Here is an 18963-nt window from a genome sequence, read left to right as displayed (position 1 = left end):
TAGACGTTCAGATGTATATAGCGGAGGGAAATCTCATATCACCAAATTAAATTTTTCATAAAAAAATCTCCCGTCGTTTCAGAGCTGGGAGAGTTTGTTCATAAAAAACGTATAAACTAGGGGTTAAGAACATCCATTTCTGGATTGATCTTGTTGAAATTAAAATTATATATTTCTCATTTTTCCGTGAAAAATTTAGCAATTTATAAGGGCTAAGAGCAGCTTTTCACGGAAAAATACGAATATTGCAAAAAAATAATTAATTTAATATATTGATAATCAGCAATTTAAATTTTGTAACATCGCGCAGCGTGTTACCCTCTTGCTATTCAGATTCATTTCTTTAACTGGTTATAACTTATATACTATCTTTAGTAAACCTACACGGGGTTGTATAAAAATTCTCTGATCGGTGATGATGAATTCAGTGAATGAGTTACTGCGTCGAAATTGGGCATTAAAGATGTTATGGATGGCAAGTTCAAAGCCCCAGGGACTATCTTCCTTATTATAAAACAATGAAAAATTCCCAATTTCAAATCGGTTTATATCCCCTGAAGTTTTATTTTCGAAGTAGTTATATTGATAATCTGCCTTCAATATAAAGCCATTCCAAAAATCGTATTCCAAAACGGCATAGGGATTTAACTGTACGAAATCATTATTAAAATTATCATTACCGAACTTACTTAGACGCTGCTCAACCCCCAGATCCAGGTTTGGCAAATTCTTAAAGGAGGTTTCCGCCTTTAAAGTATATGCGTAATTTTGAGATTCATAGTCCAAAACCTCTTCATTAATTATCCTGGAATAATCTGAAAAATTTAGATTGGTTTGAAGCGTAAACTTATAATCACTGATTTTTTGGGAAAATGAACCACTAAAACTATAAGTTTCTTCGGGTAAACTGGTATAAATTGAGGAAGTGATTTGATCTATTCCCTCAATTATCGTGGTATTTCTAACCGATCTTAAGCGTTTGATATAATTGATACTGGTATTGAGAAAAAGCCCTTTAAATAAACTGAATTTATAATAGGTTAAAGAGGCAGAATGAAAGAGTTCATTCTCTAAGTCCTGATTCCCCTGAAATAATCTATTAAAACTAATTAGACGTAATCTATTGGCAAAGGTTCCGGCATCTGTGAACCGAGAATTCAACCTGTATTTAAGTTTTATCTTTTCTGATTTGTGAATTTCGTATTCTCCTTCAAATTCGGGAAGTAAAACCGGTTTGGTTTTATTGGTAATTTGTTCATTCAATTGATTGATGTTCCATAAATAAAAGTGGTAGAAAAGTCCGGGTTTAATAATAAGATCGCCTACTTTCTTTTTATACTGAAGACCAAAATATTGATCTATGATTCTAAAATCCAAATCATTATTTAATCCAGCCTGAGAAAAATCATTTATCTCCCCCTCATTTAAAACCTGAGCATCAAAGGTTTTAAATTCCTGATTTAAAAAATCAAATCCTACGACTGGGTAAATATGATTGGTATTGTTTAAAATCCAATAATGCTTTAGTTCTACGGCAGCTTTATTTATTTGAGAAGAAGTATTTTGAAGTAATTCATAGGTGTCATCTTCAGCTAGTAAAGGTAAAATCCCGCTAAAAAGGGGACGGTTGAAATTCCAATTCCGGTAATTACTGTCTTTGTTGTACTTGTAATTTACAGTAGCTGTGGTAGTGTGCTTATAAGAAAATTGTTTGCTGTACTTTAAGTTTTGTGTGAAGTCAATAGCATCTGGCTCATTTTGAGTATTTACGAAGGTTGTGCCTTGGGGGCTTTGAGAGCTGATTTGTTCCAGACCATCTGCCCGGGAGGTTTTCACATAAGCATCATAAGTAAGATCTGATTCGGAGTGAGGGATAAATCGCAATTGTAATTTGCTCAGGGAAAAGAATAGATTATTATTGGTCCTGGTTTCTCTAAACTCATTAAATCCGTCGTTATTTACATAGGTGATATTATTCTCCTGCAGCATTTCCATTCTGTTTTTAGAAGCTATGGTATAAGCGTTTAGATCTAAATTGTCACTAATTCGCTGAACTACATTAAAAGCTCCAAAATCATTTTTACTAAAGACAAAATCTTCATTACTCAGAAAACGAGCAAAATCGTCGTTATAAATACTAAAACCTCCTGGGTTATCCATTAGCGAAAGAATACCACCTTCAAAATTTATATAATCATCCATAGAGAATGATCGCTTTCCTATATTATTAAAATCACCAATTACATTTACTGAAGTATTGGGGCTGTAGTAAAACAGGGTGGGGTGAACAATGTATCGTTCTTCAGGACCGCCACCGGCTTCAATATCTCCGAAAACAAATTTTTTCTTTCCCTCAGAGAGTTTAATATTCATAGCCATTTTATCACTGTCTTCCAATCCCTTTAGAAATGGAACTTCGCTGTAATTATCTAAAACCTCTACTTCGTCTACCGCGTCTGCAGGGATATTTTCTACCGCGAGCTTGGTATCACCTGTAAAAAAAGTTTTCCCATCCACCATTAGTTTATCCACTTTTTTGCCATTTACGGTTACATTACCATCCCGGTCTACCTCTACACCCGGTAATTTTTTAAGCACTTCTCTAAGTTTTCTTTCCTCACCGGTTTTAAAAACCTCGGTTCTGTATGTAATGGTATCTTCTCTAACCAGGACAGCCATTTTTTGTTTAATGAAAATTTCATCTAAACTCTCGTTGCTGGCCTGCATTTGAAAATTGCGCGATACATCCTCGTTAAGCCTAAGTGTATCGGTGATTTTTTGATAGCCTAAATAACTTAATTCGAGAATATATATACTGTCTCTTTCAAGGTTGACTCGATAACGGCCTTGCTCATCGCTTATCGAAAATTTCATCGATAGCTGGTCACTCACTGGAATAGCAATAAGGTTGGCCCCGGAAAGTGGTTTATTAAGTGAATCGGTTACTTTGCCGGCAAGTTCGCTCTGAGCATAAGTAGTTGAGCAATAAAATATAATTAATAGCAGGAAGTAGAATCTTGGAGTCAATATAGCTTGTATGCTTTAAAATTTTAAAAAATAGAAACATTTGAGATAAGTCTTAACCCATCTGTAAGAGGTTTGTTTACAGATCAATTAAAGCAAATTAATGTCAATTTCGATTGTCCTCCATAAATTCTTCAATTTGTTTGTAGGATTCTTCTTGTGATATATATTTCTTATTCCCAATACCTTTAATTTTCACTTTTTCTTCTTCTGGACTGAGATTAATTTCGGTCGCCGAAATAGTAAATTCATCTCTGTTAATTTCCAATATAAGCCCGGGAAGTCCCTTATAGTGTTTAGGTCCGAAATTCAATGGAATTTCTGGTGCAAACCAGGCCACTACATCTCTATAATAGAAATGCCCCTGTCTACTGTAGAGTTTTTCAGTTGATGTAGCTCGATAACAGGTAAATCCAATTATATTTTTTTTCTCCTGGCTTAGCTCCCATTCAAGTGCTTGGTGATTAATATTTCCCAGAGCATTGCTAAATTCAATTATAAGATCATTAGAATTGTTTGTAAAATAAGCAGTCGTCCCAGCTTTGCTACCAACATTGTAGGACTCAGCTGATAGGTCAGACTCAAGAGTTTTATCCAAATAGTAATAGGATTGATCTCCGTCTATATTTAGAAAAAAGTGGTCTGGAGTGGCGTTCTCATACATTTTAATAACACCTTGTTTTGCACTCATAGGAATATCTTTTTCCTTTAACTCATTTAAAAAACTTTCAACATACTTTTCATTAATAGCCCCCTCATATTTTATTATGGCCTGATTAATTTGCGCATTAATTGTGGAAGAAATCCCAAAAAGAAAAATGCTTATAAAATAAAAATATCTCATCTTAAACGCTTTAAAAGTTATAATTGGAAGTAAAAAAGAGCTGCCTTTCAGTTAGCAGAATTAATCATCTGGAATTCATTTTGCTGAACCTCTCATTAAATTCATCTATTGTAAAGTGCTTGCCTGTATGGGGTGCATCAATTTTTTGAAAATTCTTATAAAACTCAATTTTTTGAAATGTGAATTTTTCTCCTCTAATTTTTAAACTTAATATTAGGCCGGGTAATCCATTATAACCCAAAGGCCCATAATTAAGAGGGATTTCGGAAGAATACCAGGCAATTATAATATTATTGTTAACTTTTGTTGTTGCTTTATAACAGGAATAACCATTAATTATCTTATTCTCATTTACAAGCTGCCATTCAGGAGATTTAAGGGAAATGAGATATGTTCCATCATAAGAATCTAATTGCCATAATATTTTTCCAGACTTGTTGTTTTGATAATATGAACCTTGAAAAGGGCCCGTTGCTAAAGCTAAAATTTGAGAATTATCCTTTTCCATCATGTCATCAAGAAAAAATAAGGATTCACTTTCATTAAATCGCAAATTATACTTTAGCTGTTTGGTTAGCTCTGCCTGTTGCTTTTCAATTTCTTTATATTCTTTATAAAGTTTAGGATCCCTATTTTTTAATTCTTTACCATCCTTCGAAGCCGTAAATAAATCGACCCACTCTTTTTCGTAAAAAACTGAACCATTTAATTGAGCAGTACATAAATTATGAACTAAACATATTAATAGACAAAATTTGAATTTCATAATTATCAGGTTTTATTGCTACCTGTACTTTACCAACTAGGAATCACATATAGTAGATTCACATTAATATTGTGATCTTATTTGTTTTAATTTTTCCCTAACCAGGTTATCAAGTTCATTTTGAGTTATTGTTTTTCTAGCTTTCGGCACCTGGATATCAAGATCTTTTTTAGTAATTCTAATATTACTGGCGTAAAAAGTATATCTTTTGTTCTTTGTAGCTTCCAGGATAAGACCTGGAAGGCCTTCCAAGTCTAGGGGCCCGGAAGAAATATTTATTTCGGGTGTGAACCAGGCTGTGATTTCTCTTTCAATTGATTTACCTTCTTTACTAATAATGCTATAAGTCGTCAATGCTTTAAAGCATTTGTAGCCCAGAATGGTTTTTGTTTCTTTTTTGATATCCCATACAAATTTTTCAGTATTTAAAACATTTACATTTGGATCGCCTAAGATATCCATATTACGAATTTTCCTATTTTCATCTTTATAGAATATACCGTTTCCGCCTAAAGTAATTATTGCTGAACGTCTATCACCTTCTTCAAAATCTGCAGCTAATTTATCCTCTACTTTAAAAAGACTCTCATCTGGGGTGGACCATAAAATAAAGTTTATGTTCGGAATGGTATTTTGAACCCTGCGTATTTTCCCCGCAGCATTCGGTGGAATAGAACCAAATTCATCGTGATTGATTCTCACCTTATATATCGCTTCAACATTTTTTGATTCGATATCTAACTGAATAAATGAGATAATAAGAAGTAATATTAACACTCTCATGATAATTTGAAATTTAAAGTTTGAGGTTATTTAATTAAGTTAAATAACCTCAATTTAATACTACATATGGTTCTCACATTGATTATATGCCTCCATATAGTCATTACTGTATTCTAAACCTTCATTACCTTGGTACTCGGCGTAACCTACAGCTATTTCATGACAAATTCTGCTTTCTTCTTCAGCTGCATTAACTGAACTGAACATCGGGGCCATAAAAAAAGTCATAGCTAAGGGTAAAACTAATTTTTTCATAATAAAAATTTTAAAATAATCCCTACTCTTTAAAGGATTTTCAGGTTTCTCCTTAATAATTGATCAATTATATACTGCAACTTAGCGGAATAAATCAAATAAGCAAAAAAGTTAACCGTAATAAAAGTATGGTTAAACCGTACTTTTATTGTAAGATTCTGTTTAACAGTATATTGAATGTTGATAAAGTTCAGAATTTTGAAACAAGGTCTTTAAATTCACCTTTTTTTATTGATTAATCATCAATATCATACCCTTAAAAATGTATAATAATTATTTTTGTTAGATAATTTTTTGAAATTATCTAATTCTGAGTTTGTCAAATTCTTAATAATTAAAACTGTGCAGAATAATTATCTTGGAGAACAAGTCAAGGAGACTCCGCATTTCCTTAATAAAACAAGCTTCGGGAAAATAATAGTATTTAAAAATTTTAAAATCTGAATGCATTCTCCATTAATTCCATTTCATTTCTTGAAATACCCAGGTCTAAAGCTACTTGTCGCCACTCCCCCACATTCTTCTGAATTTTATTTATTATGGCATTAGCTTCCTTTTCCTTCAACCGAAAATAAGGTGCGACTTCGCGTACCAATTCGAAGTCTAATGCATTATCGGTTTCTGAAATATTTAATTTTAAACCTGAAGCAATTGGAGTCGGATTGATATCAAAAGCAGGAGAAAGTATCCATCCGGAATCAGTTAAAAGAAACCCGTGATTACGGAGGTGATCGTCGGTGTTGGAAATGGCAATATTAAAAACCATGCGACTCCATAATTTTTTGAGATCGTTGTCGATGTCGGCCCCGTTCTGCATTAAAAATTCCAGAAGCTCTAAATAACTAACTCCATCTTGATAGTCGGTGCCATCGGTATAACCTAATAGAGTCATTGCTGAGGCAAAATGGATACGAGTCCCATCTTTACTTCTATCAAAGCGTTGGGTCAGAAAGGTGTGTTGATGATGCGAAAATTTTTCAATTTTTGAAGGTGCCATTTCAATACCGCATTGAATAGCCAATTGATAAGCCAGCATTTCCCAGGCACCCATATCCTGCTGATCGTTTTGACTGGGGAATTTAGCAATCCACAAATTACCATCTGTATCCTGTATATTTGCCTTAGGTCTTGCTCCTCCTAATGAAGATCCTGGTGCCATTAGCATATTAAGCCATTTGATATATTCAGGATTATCAGTGGCATCCTCTTTCTCCAGCTCTAAGCTCGCAAACTCAAGATCTCTAAGTGCAGCAAAAGGTGGGGCGGCCATCGCTTCATTATCATCAAGAAAAACATCACTATTTGCTGTTTTAAAACGTAGGCCTCCCATTCGGTTATTATCAAAAACCCCCAATAGATAATCCGACTCCATTAAAGTTTTAGGGCGACGGTCTTCTTCCCTTGCTATAGCAGCCTCTTTGCGCATCATTAATACCCGGCCCCAACGGTCAGGTGAGGAATCTAAAAATATACCGAAATTAGATTTCTCATCATTGAGATACTGCGCTCCTTCGAATAATTGTAAATCGGGATCTATGATCTGTGCATATTCTGATTTTAACCATTCTCTATTGTATTCAAAAGAAAATATTTCTTTTCCTCTGGAGGGCGTTGCATATAAACTTCCCATTAAGAATGGCGATTCAATTCCTTCCCAATGTGCAAAAACCAATATCTCTTTTCGTTGCGGTGCCATTATTTCCTGTTGTGTTTTGGACCACGTTCTTTAATAGTTAAATCAGCATCCTGAATTTTTCTACCTAATACATCATCCTTGGCTAAAAACAATATATCCTGTTCGAGATTTAATACCACTAAAACCTGTAAAACTATGCCTAAAGAAACCGCCGGGCTTCCTTTCTCCAGGGAAGATAGTGTGGGACGAGATATCCCTGCCCGTTCTGAAACCTGATCCATTGTTAGTTTCCTTCGTAAACGTGCTAACTTAATATTTTCACCTACAGCTTCTAAAAGCTTTTTGTTCTTTGGCAATAATGCTACATTCTTTCCAGGCATAACGTAAAATATTTTTTACAAATATACACCTTTATGTAAATAATACTTCCTCTTATATTAATATTCCCAAAGGATGAGTCTATATACGGAACAAGCTAAGAGACTCCGCAGTCCCATTTTAGAATAAGCTCCAGGACTGCTATGTCCCATTTTAGAATAAGCTCCGGGACTGCCCTATCCCATTTTGACCCCCACTTTTAATTTTAAACTTTCAAACAGGGCTTTCGCCCTTGTAAGTAAAAGGAATTAATATTTTTTGATATTTATATATAGCCTTTTCTTTATGCATTCAGTTTTTTCCTGGTAATAAAGGGAAATAGAGGGAAAATAGTGTCAATTAGCTGCAGTCTGTAACCACCATCGATATATACCAGGTTTTTTGAAGTATCATTATACTTCAAACAGCGCTGCATTGCTTTTTGATTTAAAGATTCCTTGGAATACTGCTTTTTTACTTCGATTAAACCGGAAGTATCTGCCAGCTTTTTCAGCCGGCTTGCAGTAGCTTCTGAAACTTTAAATATAGACGCCAAACCCGATAAGGCAATAGGAGCTCCCTGTTCTGAAAAATTAAACCTGGGGGAGAGAAAATGATAGGTACTGCCTTTTATCTGTACGCTTTTCTTCCTCCTGGTTTTTCTCCAGAAACTCAAATGCAAATAAGCATAGATGGCCGCTCCGGTAATAGCCTTAATGTCATGGTAGTTGAAAATATCAATAGGAAATGCTTTTCTAACCGTCCAGTCTTCCTCTTCCCTGATTTTATCCAGGGATTTAAGAATGTAATAGCCAGTCTTCTCATTTTTACGTATCCAGCCCTTTCCCATTAGAAAGTTCAAGTACTTTTTTGTGGTCTTATTAGATTTAATCATCGAGTAATGCTGCAGGGCGCAAAGATCAGAATCTGCTAATTCAGTTTTCCCGTGGGAAAAGCAAAGTTTTAGAAATAGAAAAAACCGCAAAGGTTTAAGGTAGCCATTTAGCTGAGCGTCTATAAGCATTTGAATAGGCACAGAAATTTGAAAAGAACTCAAGGCTGTCGTCGTTGTTGGCGATACCGGTCTATAAAGGTTTTAACATCGCTGATTTTGTAATAGATCTTTCCCTTAATTGGAATGTATTCAATAAGACCTGACTCCCGCCAATGCTTAGCCGTTTTAGGCGTAATCTTAAACAGTTGGATAAAATCGGCGTTATCCAGCAGAAGATATTCGGTTTGTGAAAAAGGATGAACCTTTTGAAGCCTTATAAGCTCTTCCATCTTACGCTCTAAGGCGTGCAGACTAAGTAAAAAAGGATGCAGAGATTTCTTGTCCATCGAATAAAATTAGCCTAATCCGAACAAATAAAAAACCCTGTCTATGTTGATAACTTATTGATAAAAAGCCTGTTAAATGCAATTTACAACAACAGAATACAAATAAAATGAAGGCTAATTTTAATTGTATTGAATTGTGCTGATTTGATGGATTTTGGATAAAGAAGGATTGTTGATAAAAAATAATCCGGGTTAAAGTATAATCCAAAATTGAATCATTTACTTTTTTCATCCTGAGCCTTTTCCTTTAGAAATTTCCAAAAAATACGTACTGAAATCTTAATAGCTGAACATCAAAATCAATTAATCATTTACTTCTTCCAGAGCCTTCGCCTTACCTTTAGATGCATTCGACTTTCAGGAATTGAAATTACAGAGGAATTATAAATAGGCTTTAGCCGGCTTTATGCATTCCGGGTAATTTCAATTACTGATTATTTGGCATCTAAAGGGGAGGCAACTATAGGCAAGGGTTTTTGGTGAACCTATAAAGTTCTTATAGCAGTATAAGCGAACGGGACTGGAACAGTCTGGTTCAAGATATGGTAGCGCACCGCATTGGCTGTAGTGTAACAAAAGGAAATGGGGTAAGCGGGAGAATTGGAATTAATTTAATCCTAAATTAAAAACTCCTTCAAAATCTACATTGGAAGGCTTAGGTGCATCTAAAGACACTATTTTTCCTTCTTTATCGATTAAAATATACCTGGGTATTTCTACGACGGCATATTGTTTTTGAAAATCGGATTTATCATAAGCTATCAGTTGGGTATTGGTTAAGCCATATTTTTTAATCACTCTCTTCCATTTTTCATAATGTTCCTTTTTATCGATTGATATAGATACAAACTCTATATCTTCATATTTTTCTGCCATTCTTTTAAAAGCAGGGAGTTCTTTAATACAGGGGCCGCACCAGGTGGCCCAAACATCTATATAAACATTTTTCCCTTTTAAGCTCTCTAAACTTATAATTTCATCATTCAAACTTTCCAAAGCAAAATTTGGAGCCTCTTCGCCAATATGTAAGTTTTTTAAGGCCATATATTGTGCAGTAATATTATCGATGTATTCCTGATTTCTAAGTGCATTTTTATAAGTATTGTAAATATTATCCAGGTTTGGCCCCTTTTTCAAATCATAAATCATCATATGTCGAAATAGATCATCTTTTACATCTCCGTTTGGAAAATCCTTATCTATTTCTCTTAGGTAAGCAAGAATTACATTATTCCCGTATTCTTTGCGTTTATCTTTTGCTGTTTTCTCGTAATAATACTTCACCATCGAAGGATATCTACGGGTCTGGGAAGAGGAATAATTCAAAGTGTCAGTGAAGTTTAGTGAAGTCAGGTTCTTATAAAAATCGTCACTCAAGTCTGGATATGCACCTTTTAGGTGAGCTTGTATTTTTGGATATAGAAGTTGCTGTGTAGCTATTTCATAATCAATTTCCTTTATTTCCTGCTTTTTAAAATCAGTCTGGACATCGGCATCATTCAAAAATTTAACGATATTTTCCTTGTACTTAAATAATTCCTCTAAAAATTCAGCCTCTTTTTTAGCAAAAATTGGCCTTTCATTAAATGCCTTTTTTAGTTTTAATTTTTTAAGCAGGTATTCATTTTCTTCTTTAGAATCTCCTGAATATGAGATTTTGTTATAGAAATATGGATCAATTTGAATTTTAGTTTTTGTTCCGCGCCTTAAGTATAAGGGAATACTGTTTTGGTTAAAATAAAGCCTGTAGTATCCAGAGGAAGGCAGGTTAAGTGTATCCACTAAAGTAATTGTTCCTTTACTATTACTTTTAATTTTTTGTTGATAATCATAAAATCGATTTGATATTTGAATTTTTTCGGTGGTTATATTTGCAATTTGAAATTCAACAACTGTTTTATCTTCATCTATAGATTCACAGCTTACCGCAAAGAAGATAAAACCGAAATAAATTAGAATTCTTTTCATTTTTAATTGGGATTCAAAAAGCGCAGGTTCTGTCAATCTCAAAAACCACACATTTTTTAATTAGTATTTTCAATTAGAATAGCGATTAACCTTAAACTAGCTATAAACTCGCATATGGTTAAGTTACATAAATTTAACCGGCATCTTTTTTCGAATTAAATTCAAAATGGGAATACCAGAGGGCAGTCCAATTTAAGGGTTTCTTTTATTTTTAATTTCTCTAAAAAGAAAATTTCAAACTTACAAGTATCTGGCTGGGCCTCAGCCTATAGGTGCTTTGAATATATGCAAATTCATTATTGGCCACTCGCACAAATTCATCAGTATTTAAAATATTATTCCAGCTCGCCTCGAGATCTATTCCTGAATCTTTAAAAGTATACTGGTAATTGAGATTCATAAAATAATTGTTACGGTTTAGAGCCGAAATATTGTTGAAGTAATATTCTGAATTAAGACTGAAATATTGATTCTCTGCCACGTAAAAAAACAAATCCAGGCTGTGCTGTTGGGTTTTGATTGCATCTATATTCCGTTGTTCAATGCTGGTTTGTAAAAAGCTTAAATTCCCGGAATAAGAAGCGCTTAACCAATCCGTCAATTCAGATTCAAGGTCGAGATCTAAGCTTAGATTTTCATTGTAGACTTCAGCCAAATTTTGATTTAAAAGCTGTTCTCTTTCAAAAATCGAAAATGTAGCTCCCAGACTCAAGGTAGTATTTAATTTACTAAAATATTTACTGGCCTTTATATTCCAGTTATGGGAGAATGAATAATTTTCCTTTTCAACGGCCTCCAAAACTGTGGCCGCATTGTTACCAATTAAATTGCTATATAATAAATTTCTCCTGGTTCGGTTATGGGAATATGAGGTGTTGGCAAAAAAGGAGGTAAGCGGATTCCTGTAGGTAAGACGCCAGCTATAATTTTGACTTAGATCTTCGGGGAGGGGGGAATTATAACGCTGAAGGCTTCGGTAATTATTGAGGATAAAGCCGTAATACATTCTGTTGATCTCACCAAATTCGTTACTCACTCCTGCAGAAACACTGGTTTCCCAAAAAGCTGAGAGTTTATTGCGAATGTAAATATCGGGTTCAAAAGTCAAACGGTTCAATTGCTGATTCTCATTCAAAGTGGGATCTTCAATATTAAAAGATCTATAGTTGACCGGAGTATTTAGTCTGAAATTCCAGTTATCCTTTTCATACGCAAACCTGCTGGTAAAGTAAATTCGGGAGGAGAGAAAGTCGAGGTTATTTCTGAAATTTCCATTGAGTGTTTCCATTTCAGTCTCATCAAAAATGCTGAGTTGACTCTTGAGATATTGATTTTGTAGAGAAAAACCAACTTCAGGTGAAAGGGTTACCCCACTAATCTTTTTGGTCATTCCGGCAGAGTTATCGGTAAAAAAGGCGGTAGAGCTTACCTCCTGTCCTACTTCAGTAAAAGATTGTCCCGAATTGAGCAGAGCTTCAAACTGGCCTGGTTGTACCTTCAGGTTTTGGTTGGCTTTGGTATAGCCGGTATTTGACCTAAAGGTTATAAGCTGCTTTCCAATAGGTTTTAGCATACGCAGTTTATTGCGTATTACAGAAAAGGGATTGGAAAGCCGCTGCAGGACTTCTGAATTCCCGATATCTATAAATCCTCTATGGGAATCCCAATGACCGTTAAATTCCAGTTCGTTCTTCAGGTAATTTTCATCTGAATTTCGCTCGAGGATGAATTTAGATTGAAGGGTACTATAGAATAAGTCGTTGTTTGTGTTTTCAACCAGATCAATAGTATCGGTAGGTGTAAAGAAGCGGGTTTGGGTATTCCCTATTTGCCGTTGCGCATCATTGAGGTAGGAAATATTGGTTTTTAGATCCACATCCTTTTTCAATCGGATAAGATAATTGGCTGACCCCAGATGAACATTGTTATCCAGCCAGCGTTGCTGGGAAAAAGGCGGTTCTGCAAGACCTCGAATAGAAAGCCAATCCCTTTTATTGATATTGAATTCTTCCCGCCCAAAATCGGAAAACGAAAAATCCCGAATTTCTCTCGAGACATCGTGGCCCGTATTATTTGCCTGATAAGTGACAATCGCCTGGTTCTTTTTTGTAAAGATCATTGGGGTGGCTTTGACTTTCCAGAGCAAAGGTGAAAAGCCGGTACCTAATTCGGCAGTACCACTGGTGGTGACCTCCTTTTTTAGTTTAATATTCAGGGAAGCTCTTTCTGAAAATTTCAAACTATCCAGGAGCTTCACCGGCTGGTGGTTTTCCAGAATCTGCACTTTAGAAACATCATCGGCCGAGATATTATTATTAGCAAGACTGTAGCGTCCTTCTAAAAGGTCCAGTCCCTCTATATAGTATTTCTGAATGGGTTTTCCCTGGTATTCAATTTGTCCTCCGGGAAGGATCTCAATCCCCGGCATTTTCCTTAAAACATCAGCAATTACCCTATCCTTCTGATCTTTAAAGGCCGCTACCGAAAAATTTAAGGTGTCGCCCCGTTGTTCGATAATTTTTGATTCGACCAGGACTTCCCTCAATTCTTCAGATGATGGGGAAAGCTTAATCTCCAGATGTTGATCTTTATTCTGAATTCTTTGCTGCGAAGTGGTGTAACCTATGTAAGAGATTTTTAGAAAAAGGGATTCAATATCGCTTTTAAGCTTTATGCTGAAGTTTCCGTTGCCGTCTGAAATTCCGTAGGCCAGAATAGAGCTTGTGGAATCCCGGCTTATCATTATTGTTGCGCCACTAAGGCTTTGGTTATTTTCACCCAGCACCTTGCCTGAAAGAATCGACTGCGACTTTGCTTGGGACGTCAGAAGTAGAAAAAACAGGATGAGTAAAACCGCGCTTTTATTCAATTTCAATAGGATTATTCCGCTTCTGCAGTGTTTCCTTATGTTCCTTCATCATTTTCTCCTTTTGGCCTGGTTTGAATTTCATAGTGATCCCAACACGTTCCAGGGCATCAATAGGGCTCCGGTCATATTCTGATAGAGCATGAAGGTATTTTTCTCTGCTGGTAGCAATATAATCTTTAGGCTCAAACTCAAATGGAACCGGTTCTTTTAGAATTTTAAAATCGGTTAAGCGAAAGGAATAATAATCTTGATCATCACTTACTTCCACTATTAACCCGGGCAACCCGTTAAATTTATATGGGCCATCTGAAATAGGTATCTCCGGAGTGAACCAGGCGTTATAATTCCTCCCGGCAAAATTTGTGGTGGCTTTTTGAACCTGATATCCCTTAAATTCCTTCGTTTCCGGAAGTATTTCCCATTCAAATTGATCCAGGTTCTGGGTGTACATCAGGTTATCCTTGACTATCTTTTGAGTAAATGCGAGCTTTCCATCGCCTACTCCCTTGTAGATATAATAATCAAATTCTGTTTGAGGTGCTCCCCTGAATTTTCCGGTGAATTCTTTGGGGTTTTTTCTTCGTGCCTGCAATAAGGAATCCCCGGCCAATCGCTCCCGGCTGGAAAACCTGGAAACCTTGTCTCCAAGGTATAGGTCCATAACTTCAGTTTGAACTGATTCCACATTCGTAGAATCAATTTGCCAGGTAATTTGATAAGTTGCTTTGTATTTAAACGCATCTTTCACAGAACCTTGCGAAAAGGCCGTCTGGCAAATTATCAATAAGATCAAGGTTAGGCTGTAATTACTTGTCATAGTATCTAATTTAGTTCAATAGGATTATTCTCCCGGGCAACTTGCTCTCTTGCCTCCTTGAGAAGCTTTTCCTTCTGGCCTTCCTTAAAATTGATTGTTATGGTTTTATCTGGAGTATTGCTGCGCTCCAGAGTGGCAAACGGATTAAGCTTGTAATCTTGAATGAGTGATCCTAATTTATCCTTATCTGTTTTTATTAATTCTGAAGTATTAAATTCCAGCTGCGATGTATTTTTAAGTTTCTCCAATTCAAGGAAAGTAAAAACATAGTGATCCTGGCTATCGGCGACTTCAAGAATCAGCCCCGGCAGACCGTTGAATTTATAAGGCCCGTCGGGAATCGGAATTTCAGAAGTAAACCAGGCCTCATAATCTCTCCCTGCATATGAAGTTGTAGCTTTTTGCGCAGTAAATCCTTTTATTAACTTGGTTTCTGGCAAAATTTCCCAGGCGAATTGATTCAGATTTTCTTCATATCTAAAATTATCCCGAATTATTCTATAGGTATAGGAAATCTTATTTTCAGGAATTCCTTTATAGATCACATATTTGAAGTTCGTTCTAATCCTTTCCATTCTTTCACTAATATCCAGGCTACCTGTTCCTTTTCTTTTGAGAGAATCCTGCAAGATTCTGCCTTCGCTTGCGAACATAGAACTATTCCCACCCCGGTAAAGAAAGAATTTTTCATTCTTAACATCATCCAGGTTAGTGCTATCTAATTTATAAGTTAGATCATAGGTGATTTTATAATCCAGGTTTGAACTTTTTTGAGACTGAGCAGAAAAATCGAAAAAGATTATAATAAAGAAAAGCAAAAATAAAACTCGCATAGATGAAAGATTTAGAATAGATGACTGAAAAATCTGAAAATTTTTCACAATATGTGGAAAAAATATCTAACCAACAAATTATGAACTACAAAAATAGTGATTAAACTACAATTTAAGTTATTATTCAAATTCTAAGAATTAGAATTCCTACTCAGGAATATACTAGATGCTAAAGTCATTAAAAATTGAACAATGTAAAATTTAAGGTAATTTCCTGTAGCCTATTCCAATTCAATAGGGTTATTATTTTTCTTCCGTTTTTCTTTCCGTCGACTTTCAATTCTGTTCTTATCTGCCGGGGAGTCATAAGATACAGAGATGGACACGTCAGGAATATTGTTAATATATGCTATACGATCTCTTTCGAATTCATTTTTTGCTTTTAAAAATTTGCTCTTTGTAGTTTGGATGTAATCTTTCTCAGTAAATGTAAAAGGAAAAGGCTGGGGAATTCTTTTAAACTCAACCATCTTAAATGCATAATGATTTTTAGCATCGCTTATCTTTAGAATTAACCCGGGCAATCCATAGAATTTGTATGGACCCTCAGGTATTGGAATTTCCTCGGCAAACCAGGCAGTATAACTTCTACCTGCAAAAACGACGGTTGCTTTTTGAACGGAGTACCCTCCAAGGGTGTCGACCTCGGGCAGAATATTCCAATTTAATTTTTCATCTTCAATGTATTCAAAATTATCCATTACAATTTCTTCAGTGTAGAAAGTTTTTCCTTCTGGCCTTTTCTTATAAATGTTGTAATTGAAATCTGTTTTCGGCATCTGAGATTGGATTCTTTGAAAATCTGCAGGATTAAATGAAGGCTTTTTTAAACTTTTTTGTAAAGAATCATTTACGGTTTTACCTAAACTTGAGAATCTGGAAAAATTTTCTCCTAAATATAGAATCATCTCTTCTGTTCTTCTGGAATCAACATCCGTGGAGTCTGTTTGATAATGAAGATCATATATGACCCTATACTGAAAAAGACCTTCCACCTCCTCTTGGTTTTGAGATAAAAGATTGGCCTGAACAAGAAGGAATGCCAAGATTAGTAATATATTATTTTTCATTATTCATGGGATTTTAAATACAATGGTAAATCTCCAAGAATATTTAGGTTTTCACCGTTACCTGCTGTTATTTAGTGTTAACTAGTGTTAACCCGAAATTTAAAGTTGTTCTATTTAAATTACTTTTGGGTATGAAGATTAACAGTTACAGAACGATTCTCTATTTTATTAGTCTTGTGACTTTATGTACAATAGTTATCCAATTTTATTGGAATTACAGGAACTATCAGGAAGGGAAGCAACAGCTATCCAATGAAATACTAAGCAGCCTTGACAGTGCAATAGATTCCTACTTTATAGATTTAGCCGAAAAAAACACTTTAGCCATAACATTAAAGGAAGGCGACGAAAATGTAATGGAAAACGCTCAGGTAAAGAACCTTTTTAAATACATAGATAATTCCGACAATGGCTTAAAAGCTATTGAAAACATAGAGCCAGAAAGAATTTCCGAAATTAATGTTATTAGAGGGTCTCAAACTCAAATACAGGACTCCTTATCTGCTTCTGTACTGCCTATTGATGAGAATGGAGGAGATTCTAATAAACTCTTAAAGGCTACTCATTCTTCTGAAGCAGTACAATTAGCCAGTAGGGTGATTTTATCTCTTTCTACAGACACTTTGGAATTAGATGTAATTAATGAGTATATAAAGAAACAGTTGGAAGCGAAGAACCTAGACATTAAATATTACTTTGTATATACGAACCCATCAAAGGAAAAACAAGATTTTAATCAGGCTTTGGAAAAGAAAGACACCTTACACATAACCTCCAACTCAGCCTACCTTCCAAAAAAAAGTCATTTTGATTTTTATTTCACAAACATTGGAGCAACTGTTATTAAGCGGAATCTCTTAGGATTATTTTTATCAACAATGCTAATAATGGCCGTTTTTGGCTCATTACTGTTTCTTTTGAAGATCATCAATCGCCAAAAAAATCTTGCAGAGCTTAAAAACGATCTTATAAGCAATATAACTCATGAATTTAAAACTCCAATTTCAACGGTAAAAGTAGCTTTAGAAGGAATTGAATTTTTTAACCCAGAGAATGATCCAGTAAAGACAAAGACTTATCTTCAAGTCTCAAACAACCAGCTCAACAAGCTACAGGTTATGGTGGAAAAACTTTTGGAAACAGCTACCCTTGATGGAGATAACTTGGAATTAAAAAAAGAAGAAATTTCCTTAACTAATCTCATTTCAGATTTAGTTGAAAAATACAAAATAGCGACAGTTGATAAAAATTTCACTCTAACTGTTCAAAAAGATTTTTTTATTAAAGTAGATCCATTCCATATTGAGAATGCGATTAACAACATTTTAGATAATGCGGTTAAATACGGAGGAAATCAAATTGAAGTCCAAGTGATTTCAGAAAATGAGATGGTTCAAATCATAATAAGCGATAATGGTAGAAACCTATTAAAATCTCAAGCTGATCAAATTTTTGAAAAATTTTATAGAGTTCCAAAAGGGAACACCCACGATATCAAAGGCTTCGGGATCGGACTATATTATACAAAAAGCATTATTGAAAAGCACGGTGGAACTATCGATATAGTGCTGAATAAAAAAACGAATTTCGAAATAAAACTTCCAAAAAATGCTTGAAAAGATTAAAGTTTTATTTGCTGAAGACGAGCCGGCCCTGGCGCAAATCGTAAAGGAAAGCCTCGAGACAAGAAATTTTACAGTAGTTCCGGCGAGGGATGGTAATGAAGCGTTACTAAAATATAGGGAAAATAATCCACACATTCTCGTTCTTGATGTGATGATGCCTAAAAAAGATGGTTTTACCCTGGTTAAAGAAATTCGCCAGGGCGATAAAGATATTCCTATACTTTTTCTAACAGCAAAATCCCAACCGGCAGATGTTGTAGAAGGATTTGGGGTTGGTGGTAATGATTACTTAAAAAAGCCCTTTAGTATGGAAGAATTAATTGTACGCATCCAAAATTTGCTTGATCGGAGAAAACTTCTCGAAAGAACGAAAATAATTGAAATAGGAGAATTTGTGTTTAACTTTCCGAAGCAAACCCTTGTTCACCGAAATGGAGAGGAAGAGCTCCTTACACATCGCGAAACCCATCTTCTATACCACCTTTGCAAAAATAAAAATGAGGTAATGGATAGGTCCGTCATTCTTAAAAAACTTTGGGGGAATGATGACTTCTTTAATGCCCGAAGTATGGATGTCTTTATTTCCAAACTACGAAAAAAACTAAAAAAGGATGAGAATATTCAGATAGTAAATGTGCGAGGATATGGTTATAAATTAATCGTTTAATGAACGCACTCTATTTTTCGATTGTATTAGATGAAATAGACACGATAAAATCTGACAGTTAAGGATTATATTTAAAGAGTTGAAACAAGAAATATTAACCCTTAAAAC

At 34.9% G+C, this 18963-nt stretch carries 16 protein-coding genes; 2 read left to right on the top strand and 14 right to left on the bottom strand.

Features of this window, described 5'->3' with window-relative positions:
* Nucleotides 1–351 precede the first annotated feature (351 nt).
* The 14 genes from ACW6QP_RS11160 to ACW6QP_RS11095 all read right to left on the bottom strand — a co-directional run bounded on the left by ACW6QP_RS11160 (nucleotide 352) and on the right by ACW6QP_RS11095 (nucleotide 16563).
* Nucleotides 352–2892 carry a TonB-dependent receptor gene (locus tag ACW6QP_RS11160; RefSeq protein WP_457910954.1) on the bottom strand — a complete coding sequence of 847 codons (2541 nt, stop codon included), beginning with the start codon at nucleotides 2890–2892 and terminating at the stop codon, nucleotides 352–354.
* A gap of 238 nt (nucleotides 2893–3130) precedes the next feature.
* Entirely contained in the window at nucleotides 3131–3868 is a 738-nt protein-coding gene (locus tag ACW6QP_RS11155; RefSeq protein WP_457910953.1) for a GLPGLI family protein, read from the bottom strand.
* Between the two features lie 64 nt (nucleotides 3869–3932).
* Nucleotides 3933–4634 carry a GLPGLI family protein gene (locus ACW6QP_RS11150; protein ID WP_457910952.1) on the bottom strand — a complete coding sequence of 234 codons (702 nt, stop codon included), beginning with the start codon at nucleotides 4632–4634 and terminating at the stop codon, nucleotides 3933–3935.
* Nucleotides 4635–4697: 63 nt separating this feature from the next.
* The gene (locus ACW6QP_RS11145) at nucleotides 4698–5417 is read right to left on the bottom strand and encodes a GLPGLI family protein (protein WP_457910951.1); all 720 of its coding nucleotides are present in this window, start codon (nucleotides 5415–5417) and stop codon (nucleotides 4698–4700) included.
* Nucleotides 5418–5477: 60 nt separating this feature from the next.
* Nucleotides 5478–5672, bottom strand: a complete 195-nt coding sequence (locus tag ACW6QP_RS11140; protein WP_457910950.1) for a hypothetical protein — start codon at nucleotides 5670–5672, stop codon at nucleotides 5478–5480.
* 433 nt (nucleotides 5673–6105) lie between these two features.
* Nucleotides 6106–7368, bottom strand: coding sequence for a type II toxin-antitoxin system HipA family toxin (locus tag ACW6QP_RS11135; RefSeq protein ID WP_457910949.1), 1263 nt, complete (start codon nucleotides 7366–7368; stop codon nucleotides 6106–6108).
* A complete protein-coding gene (locus tag ACW6QP_RS11130; RefSeq protein ID WP_457910948.1) occupies nucleotides 7368–7688 on the bottom strand; it encodes a helix-turn-helix domain-containing protein in 321 nt (106 codons plus the stop codon). The genes ACW6QP_RS11135 and ACW6QP_RS11130 overlap by 1 nt, the downstream gene beginning before the upstream one ends.
* Nucleotides 7689–7969: 281 nt before the next feature.
* Nucleotides 7970–8515: a hypothetical protein gene (locus ACW6QP_RS11125; protein ID WP_457910947.1), complete on the bottom strand. Its 546-nt coding sequence runs from the start codon at nucleotides 8513–8515 to the stop codon at nucleotides 7970–7972.
* Nucleotides 8516–8718: 203 nt separating this feature from the next.
* On the bottom strand, nucleotides 8719–9006 hold the full coding sequence (locus ACW6QP_RS11120) for a hypothetical protein (protein WP_457910946.1): 288 nt from the start codon (nucleotides 9004–9006) through the stop codon (nucleotides 8719–8721).
* A gap of 606 nt (nucleotides 9007–9612) precedes the next feature.
* Nucleotides 9613–11016, bottom strand: a complete 1404-nt coding sequence (locus ACW6QP_RS11115) for a TlpA family protein disulfide reductase (RefSeq protein WP_457910945.1) — start codon at nucleotides 11014–11016, stop codon at nucleotides 9613–9615.
* A gap of 178 nt (nucleotides 11017–11194) precedes the next feature.
* Complete coding sequence (locus ACW6QP_RS11110) at nucleotides 11195–13849, bottom strand: carboxypeptidase-like regulatory domain-containing protein (protein ID WP_457910944.1); 2655 nt, start codon at nucleotides 13847–13849, stop codon at nucleotides 11195–11197.
* Entirely contained in the window at nucleotides 13836–14660 is an 825-nt protein-coding gene (locus tag ACW6QP_RS11105) for a GLPGLI family protein (RefSeq protein ID WP_457910943.1), read from the bottom strand. Before ACW6QP_RS11105 ends, ACW6QP_RS11110 begins: the two co-directional genes overlap by 14 nt.
* Nucleotides 14661–14665: 5 nt before the next feature.
* Complete coding sequence (locus tag ACW6QP_RS11100; protein WP_457910942.1) at nucleotides 14666–15493, bottom strand: GLPGLI family protein; 828 nt, start codon at nucleotides 15491–15493, stop codon at nucleotides 14666–14668.
* Nucleotides 15494–15714: 221 nt separating this feature from the next.
* Complete coding sequence (locus ACW6QP_RS11095) at nucleotides 15715–16563, bottom strand: GLPGLI family protein (protein WP_457910941.1); 849 nt, start codon at nucleotides 16561–16563, stop codon at nucleotides 15715–15717.
* 131 nt (nucleotides 16564–16694) lie between these two features.
* Between ACW6QP_RS11095 and ACW6QP_RS11090 the strand changes: the two genes are divergently transcribed.
* Both ACW6QP_RS11090 and ACW6QP_RS11085 read left to right on the top strand, forming a co-directional pair.
* Complete coding sequence (locus tag ACW6QP_RS11090; protein WP_457910940.1) at nucleotides 16695–18179, top strand: sensor histidine kinase; 1485 nt, start codon at nucleotides 16695–16697, stop codon at nucleotides 18177–18179.
* Complete coding sequence (locus ACW6QP_RS11085) at nucleotides 18172–18855, top strand: response regulator transcription factor (protein WP_457910939.1); 684 nt, start codon at nucleotides 18172–18174, stop codon at nucleotides 18853–18855. The genes ACW6QP_RS11090 and ACW6QP_RS11085 overlap by 8 nt, the downstream gene beginning before the upstream one ends.
* Nucleotides 18856–18963 lie beyond the last annotated feature (108 nt).

This window comes from Salegentibacter haimaensis (assembly GCF_054121495.1).
The sequence above is the reverse complement of the archived record's forward strand: the minus strand, read 5'-3'. Positions and strand labels throughout refer to the sequence as shown.